The organism is Asaia sp. W19 (genome assembly GCF_003994335.1).
Taxonomy (GTDB): Bacteria; Pseudomonadota; Alphaproteobacteria; order Acetobacterales; family Acetobacteraceae; genus Asaia.
Window position 1 is genome coordinate 1 of the sequence record NZ_PNQZ01000076.1, and the last position, 5,922, is coordinate 5,922.

Annotated in this window: 6 protein-coding genes; all 6 read left to right on the forward strand. The window is 60.5% G+C overall.

All coding sequences use genetic code 11. From position 1 onward, the window contains the following. Positions 1–1,126, forward strand: a 1,126-nt coding sequence (locus C0V97_RS15855) for a hemolysin family protein (protein ID WP_148114947.1), incomplete at its 5' end; no start/stop codon positions are given. Positions 1,127–1,235: 109 nt separating this feature from the next. Further along, positions 1,236–3,287: an FUSC family protein gene (locus C0V97_RS15860; protein WP_127103534.1), complete on the forward strand. Its 2,052-nt coding sequence runs from the start codon at positions 1,236–1,238 to the stop codon at positions 3,285–3,287. Between the two features lie 34 nt (positions 3,288–3,321). Continuing rightward, entirely contained in the window at positions 3,322–3,516 is a 195-nt protein-coding gene (locus C0V97_RS15865; protein ID WP_127103535.1) for a DUF1656 domain-containing protein, read from the forward strand. A gap of 13 nt (positions 3,517–3,529) precedes the next feature. Beyond that, on the forward strand, positions 3,530–4,477 hold the full coding sequence (locus tag C0V97_RS15870; protein WP_127103536.1) for an HlyD family secretion protein: 948 nt from the start codon (positions 3,530–3,532) through the stop codon (positions 4,475–4,477). 51 nt (positions 4,478–4,528) lie between these two features. Continuing rightward, complete coding sequence (locus C0V97_RS15875) at positions 4,529–5,104, forward strand: nicotinamidase (RefSeq protein WP_127103537.1); 576 nt, start codon at positions 4,529–4,531, stop codon at positions 5,102–5,104. 373 nt (positions 5,105–5,477) lie between these two features. Then, positions 5,478–5,922, forward strand: a 445-nt coding sequence (locus C0V97_RS15880; RefSeq protein ID WP_199751950.1) for a hypothetical protein, incomplete at its 3' end; no start/stop codon positions are given.

Genomic DNA, 5,922 nt, shown 5'->3' on the forward strand with positions numbered 1-5,922 from the left:
CGTTCTAGGCGGCGTAATTTCCAGTGAGCTTCTTACCCCTGCTTTCAGCACGGCCCTGATCGAAGCAGGCTTGAGTCAGGGCGTGGCGACCAAGACCGCTGCAACCCTGGCCTTCGTGATCGTGACCGGTCTGTTCGTGCTTTTCGCCGATCTGCTGCCCAAGCGGATCGCGCTCAATAATCCTGACCGGGTAGCGCTGCGCGTGGGCTGGTTTCTCACCGGCGCACTCAGGGTGCTTTACCCGGCGGTCTGGATTTTCTCGATCATCTCGGATTGGCTCCTGAGCCTGCTCCGCATTCCCGCCGCCTCCGCCGTAGAGCCCGTGACCCCCGAAGATCTGAACGCCATGCTAGCAGCAGGCACGGCATCGGGCGTGTTGCAGGAAAAAGAGCATCAGCTGATCCAGAACGTGCTGGCCCTCCAGGATCGTTCCGTCACCTCCGCTATGACGCCACGCGACGAGATCGTGTTCCTCGACGTTCAGGAATCACTCGAATCTCAGCGTGACAAGGTGCGTATCCGTCCCTATTCGCGCTATCCGCTCTGCGATGGCGGCCTCGATCACGTCATTGGATCGATACGCGCGGAGGACGTGCTCGTGGCCGTGGTCGATGAAGTGCCGCCCCATGCTGATCCAAGCCAGCCGATCAGCAGTCAGATATTCCGCATGAGGCGCGATACGCTTTCTCTGCCGGACACGCTGAATCTGTGGGACACGCTCGCCCAGTTCGACACCCATGGTGCCGGGTTTGCGCTTATCGTCAACGAGTATGGCCTTGTCGTCGGGCTGATTACCTTCAAGGACATCATGGGGGCGCTCATGGATGGCCTGGCAAGCCCGTTCGAGGAGCAGGCAATCGTTCGACGTGATGCCAATTCATGGCTGATCGACGGCGCGGCCCCGATCGGCGATGTCTTTCGCGAACTGGATATCGATCTCGATGCTGAACGCGACCTGTTCCATACCATCGGCGGTTTCGTCATGCACCGGCTGCGTCGCATGGCGCGCAAGGCTGACCGTGTCGAGGCCGCAGGCTATCGGTTCGAAGTCGTCGATGTGGACGGGTTCCGGATCAATCAGCTTCTGGTCTCACGCATGGTGCCCCCTGAATCGGGTGGTTTCTGAAGCGTATCTGACAAAAGATTTCCGGACCCGTCCCCGGGCGATGCGTGCTTGACCTGCACAGCCCACGAGGCGTTCTTCATCACAGAGTCAGTTTTCCGGATGGTGCAGGATGAGCGACGGGGCGCAGACGCGCATACGCTGGTGGCCTCTGCCGAGCGATCTGCCCAATCCGCCCTTTCCTCCTGGCTGGATCGGTTTCTCGCTGCGCAGCTGGGCGGCTATCTGCCTCGCTCTCGCAACAGCGTTCTGGGCGCAGCTGGACGCACCGGCCGGGGCTGCGGTCACGGTCATGATCATTACCCAGCCTTTGCGCGGGCAGGCCCTGTCCAAGGCACTCTATCGTCTGATCGGCACCGCGCTCGGCGTGGCGGCCTCCATTCTTCTGATTGCTTGCTTCAGTCAGGACCGTGGCATGTTGCTGGGCGGCTGTGCGCTCTGGCTGGCTGGCTGCACCTATATCGGCTCACTCGAGCGGAACTTCCGCTCCTACGGCGCCCTTCTGGCTGGCTATACGATTGCGCTGGTCGCAATCAACGTCATCGACACGCCCCAGAACGTTTTCGATGTTGCCCTTTCGCGAGCGAGCTGCGTCGCAATCGGCATCGCCTCGGTCGCCTTCGTCAATATGCTGACAGGCTCACCCAAAGCCTGGCAGAAACTGGCCGATAGTCTCGAAGCCAGAGCGCGCGAGATACGCGACTTCGGTCATCAAGCGATGCAGGGTGAAGCCGTGCCGGATGCCATGGAAACAACGGCTCTGGCGGGCGATATCCTCTCCCTTTCGGCCCAGATCACCTATGCGAGAACGGAAATTGATCGCTCGACGCGACGCAGCGCGGGCGCGCGTCTTGCCATCATCGGCATGCTGACCGTGCTCGGCTCGGGCAGGGCCATCGCCCATATCCTGCGCCACAAGACCATCACCCCCCTTGCTCGCCGCCACGTTCTGGCCTGGCATGAATTGCGGGAGGATCACAGCGACCGCTACGAGACCGTCAGCTCCCTGATCGAGGCGATGCGCGAGGAGGAGCCCGACTACCATCCTGACGCCAGCGATGCCCATTTTCTCGAGCGCAGCGCCGTAATGTTGAGCAATCGGCTGCATATCAGCACAGGGATCGACACCTTGCAGCATGCGACGCCAGCCGGAGAAGCGCTGAAACTGGCTCAGATCGCGCAACACCCGGATTACGTTGCTGCATTGGTCAATGCTCTGCGTGTGCTGCTTGGCTTTTCCATCATGGCGGGGCTTTGCATCGCGAGCGATCAACCGGCCTCCATGGCCGCGCTTTCCCAGGCGGCGCTCATTCTGACGCTCGCCTCGACGGCGGCCGATACGTCGCAATTCGGTATGGGGGCCATACTTGGCCTGTCTCTCGCCGTGTTTGTCGCCATCATCATGAATTACTTCATTCTGCCGCATGTCGCGGCCTTCGGCGCGCTGGCGCTGGTCTTCCTGCCTCACACGATATTTGCGTGCCTGATGCTCATGAATGGCCGGACAAGCGCCATTGGCTTCAATTACGGCGCGTTCTTCCCGGTTATTCTCGGGCTCAGCAATCATCAGGATTACGATCCTCTGGCGTTTATTTCGCGCAATATCTTCTATCTCGTCTCGGGCGTCATCGCCTTCGTCATCCTGGTGCTCCTTTTCCCCCCGACACCCAGGAGCCGCCGCTTTCGTATTGCCGCGACCATCGGTCAGGATCTTGAGGCGCAACTCCGGGGCAATGGAAGACCCGCAGGCGCAGCATTGCTCAGCCTGAAATATGATCGTCTGGCGCAGCTCCTTACCTGGACGAAACGCATGGATGCCGAACGCTCGATCAATCGCCACGTGTTCAATCGTCTGGTCATGCTCGAGGATCTCGCAACAACACTTGCCCGTGTACGACACTATCTGGACGAGGCGAGACAGGCTCCCTGCCTCGGCGCGCTTTCGGCAGAGGCGCATTGCCTGGTCAATTCGGCCAGTTTTCCTACCCTCGCCCATGCACTGCCCCAATTGAGCGCCCGGTTCCTGCAGATTGCGCAGGAGGCGACGCCGCGGGAGCGGGCAGTCGCCATCCTCTGCGCAGGAAGCCTTGAGGCGGTGCGGTCCACCTTGCAGGATAACCGTTCGACCCTCCTCCATTTCGGCCTCGGACGCACCCGATGGTGACATCTGTCAAGACCTGCCTCGAGGGAGCCTACCGATGAGTGAAGTTGTCGATCTCGAGGGCGTGCTGGTCTCGGCGTTCATCGCCAATCTCTTTCTCGCCTTGCTGACGCTCGCGCTCATACGGTGGTGTTTCGGCAGGCTCAATCTCTGGCGGTTTTTCTGGAATCCGCCCCTCGCCCAGTTCGGCCTGCTGGTTTGTCTGCTCGGCCTCTATACCTGGCTCCTGTGAAAGAACCCTGCCCGTGCTCGCTCGCGCCTCACGCCTGATCAGATGGCTTATCACCCTGTCGATCCTCATCGTTGCCGGGGTCGTCATCGTGATCCTGTGGGACTATTACACCGCAGCCCCCTGGACCCGAAACGGGCAGGTACGCGCGCAGGTGGTGAACATGGCCCCCCGTGTCTCGGGCGAGATCCTCGAGGTACGCGTTCAGGACAATGAATTCGTTCACAAGGGGGACGTGCTCTATGTCATCGACCCTTTCGACTTCAAGGTGCGGGTAGCAACCGCAGAAGCCAATCTGGCCGAACGCAAGGCCGATCTCGATTTCCGTCTGTCGCAGTTTCAGAGACGGCGGATCATCCCGGGCGTTGCCGTATCAGGAGAGGAAAAGCAGCAATATGCCGCGGCAGCCGCGCAGGCCCACGCGCAATATGACGCGGCGCAAGCTGCGCTACGACAGGCGCGCATCGATCTCGAGCGCACCATCGTTCACAGTTCAATCGACGGCTACGTGACCAATCTCCTGATGCGCCCCGGTGATTTTGCCACGGCTGGCCATGTGAATATCCAGATCATCGATTCCGCCTCCTATTGGGTGGACGGATATTTCGAGGAAACCAAGGTCCACAACATCGAGATCGGCGATCCGGTGCGCATGGATCTCATGGGGGCGCATCATCCGGTATTCGGCCATGTGGAGAGCATCACGCGTGGTATTTCCAGCATGAACGCCAGCACGGCCACACAGGGCCTACCCTCTGTCGATCCGGTCTATACCTGGGTGCGTCTCGCCCAACGCATTCCGGTGCGCGTGCATATCGACCAGTTGCCACCCGATCTGCATCTGGCGGCTGGCATGACGGCAACCGTGACCATCGTCGCCGAGAATGGGCATAGGCGCCATATGTCGGCCAAGGACGCTCTGAATCATTTCGGCGATGACATGCGCCACGTTATCGGTCACTGATGGACGGGAATTGTCCCGGCGCCCGCGTGGTGCACCCCATGGAGCCTGTCAATGGTGCCCGCCTTGCAGAACCCGGCCAGAACGGCCCTGATCATCGTTGACGTCCAGAATGATTTCCTGCCGGGCGGCGCCTTGGCCGTACCAGAGGGGGATCTGATCCTCCCACCGATGAATCAGCTCGTGCGACAGGAGTTTGCAGCGATCATTGCGACACGGGACTGGCATCCGGCCGCACATGTCTCTTTCATTTCCGAAGGGGGACCATGGCCGGTCCATTGCGTCGCAGGCACTCCCGGGGCAGATTTTCCGAGTGGGCTCGATCAGAGCCGCATAAGTCATATCATCCATAAGGGTCTCGACCCGGCCTGTGACTCCTATTCGGGGTTTTTCGATAATGAACGACGCCACTCGACTGGCTTGGACGCGTTGCTGCATGGGCTCGATATCGAGCATGTGCTTCTGGCCGGACTGGCGCTCGATTTCTGCGTGAGGGCAACGGCGCAAGACGCGAGCCAGCTCGGTTTCAATACGACCCTGGCGCTGTCAGCCAGCCGTGGCATAGCCGCCGATCCTTGCCCCTGTCTGGAAGAATTGCGGAAGATCGGCGTGACGATCGCCACTGATTGAAACGCGCTTCGACTGTAACCGGCATTCAGAAACGTGTACGGCGCCGACTGCCGGGCGGTCAGTGCCCGATCCGCAAACCCGGCATGCGCAAGCAACGATTTCGCGTCCCGATCCCCCTCATGGTCCTTTCCAGGCCCGAAGAAGAAGAGCTTCTCACCGCCTGTCCCCGGGAGCTGTTTTTATTCCAACCCGTGATGAAAACGAGATTGAAACCGGTGCGCCACGCCTTACGCCCTGACCGTTTCAGAACCGCGCAAGGAGGACTCATGCTCGCCCATGACGCCGCCCTCGGTTTGCGCGCGCGGTGGCATCAGATCGGAGGATGGAAGCGCGACTCTCCCAGCATAGGGCGTCTGGGCCGAGCGTGTCTTTCATGAGCCAGATGCGTAAACTGGGACTGCGTTACGCGTTCCTGCTTCATCGCTGGCTGGGCATTACGCTGGGGCTGATGATGGGTCTCTGGTGCCTCTCGGGCATGGTCATGCTCTGGAAAACATGGCCAGCGCCGGAGGCCGAACGCGTTGGTCTTACCCATGAGATCCTGACTTTTAGAAATCCACCGGTAATACCCCGGCTCGAGGATCGCTATCGCAGCCTGCGCCTCACCATGGCTGGTGGGATCCCGGTTCTCGAAGCCCAGGCACTCTCGGGCGCGAGCAGACATTATGATCTGAGGAACGGCCGACCCCTCACCCTGTCTCCATTCGCCCTGCGAGCCGATGCCGAACGCTATGCAGCTTTGTCCGGCACACCGGGCGCGGCCCATTTCGAGGGACTGCGCCGAAATGATCAGTGGATACTGAACACAAAAGATCATG

Bases quoted from the DNA above. Each gene is read 5' to 3' on its own strand.
- C0V97_RS15860 (WP_127103534.1), top strand. From the start codon at position 1,236: ATGAGCGACGGGGCGCAGACGCGCATACGCTGGTGGCCTCTGCCGAGC.
- C0V97_RS15865 (WP_127103535.1), top strand. From the start codon at position 3,322: ATGAGTGAAGTTGTCGATCTCGAGGGCGTGCTGGTCTCGGCGTTCATC.
- C0V97_RS15875 (WP_127103537.1), top strand. From the start codon at position 4,529: ATGGTGCCCGCCTTGCAGAACCCGGCCAGAACGGCCCTGATCATCGTT.